The sequence below is a fragment of the Mesorhizobium sp. P3_A10 genome, from assembly GCF_056403175.1.
In genome coordinates, this window is the sequence record NZ_JBFUFZ010000017.1 from 1 (window position 1) to 1,152 (window position 1,152).

A 1,152-nucleotide genomic window follows, 5' to 3' on the forward strand; every position below is an offset into this window, starting at 1 on the left:
GCCCCTTGTGTCTTTCGAATCATGCAGGATCGGGTTGGCGAGTGACCCGGGTCACGACCGGGTCACTCGCTGCGGCGGAAGCCCGCGTGCCCCTTGGTTTGAGTCCGCAGGTGAGCAAGGAGCTCCGACCGCATCTTCCATAGCCCGAACGGTTGCCAGGGTTCGACCCCGCACCAGCAAGGAAGGGATCAGAAGATGACACAAATCGCGCTTCGTGTCGGCATCGATGTGGCCAAGGATCGATTGGACGTGGCCGTTTTGGAGACAGGCGAGCTGTTCAGCGTCGATAATGACGATGACGGGCACGCAGCCTTGGTCGAGCGGCTGTCAGGCCACTTGATCGGTGCCATTGGCCTCGAAGCAAGCGGCGGCTACGAACGTGCTGTCCTCAAGGCGCTGTGGCAAGCAGGACTTCCGATACGACGCATCAACCCGCACCGGCTTCGCCAGTTCGCTCGGGCGGCTGGCGTCAATGCCAAAAACGACCGCATCGATGCGCGCGTGATCGCTCGCTTCCTGGCGACGCTGCCAGTCCATCCGATCGATCTCGACCCTCGCCTCGAGCTGTTGATTGAACTGATCACGGCGCGGCGCCAGCTCAGCGCCGAGTTGAGCCGTATCGACAATCAGGCCGAGCATGTGCGCGATGCGGGCCTCAAGCGCCTCGCCAAGCGGCGCGCAAGTCGGCTCAGTGCCGACATCCTGCTTCTCGATAAGCGAATTGCCGAAGCCACGGCGGCCGATCCCGTCTTGGCTCAGCGTGATCGCCTGCTGCGCTCCGTGCCCGGCGTCGGTCCGGTCCTCAGCGCCACGCTGATCGCGCAATTGCCTGAACTCGGCCGCTTATCCAACCGGCAGATCGCCGCCTTGGTTGGGCTTGCTCCCTTTGACCACGACAGCGGCAAGCTCAAAGGCAAGCGATGTATCTGGGGTGGTCGAGAGTCGGTCCGCAACGTCCTCTACATGGCTGCGCTCAGCGCCGGAGTGCATAACCCCATCTTCGCCGCCTTTCGCCAGCGCCTACGGGCCAAAGGCAAGGAAGCAAAGGTCGCCATTGTGGCCGTCATGCGCAAGCTTATCACCACCCTCAACGCCATGATGCGTACCAACAAATCCTGGAACCCCGCATCGATATGAAAGCACGGTTGCTCA

The 1,152-nt window shown here is 62.3% G+C and carries 1 protein-coding gene; it reads left to right on the forward strand.

Going from position 1 to position 1,152, the window contains the following annotated elements:
• Window positions 1-195: 195 nt before the first annotated feature.
• Window positions 196-1,137, forward strand: coding sequence for an IS110 family RNA-guided transposase (locus AC1DXU_RS30405; protein WP_477374893.1), 942 nt, complete (start codon window positions 196-198; stop codon window positions 1,135-1,137).
• Window positions 1,138-1,152 lie beyond the last annotated feature (15 nt).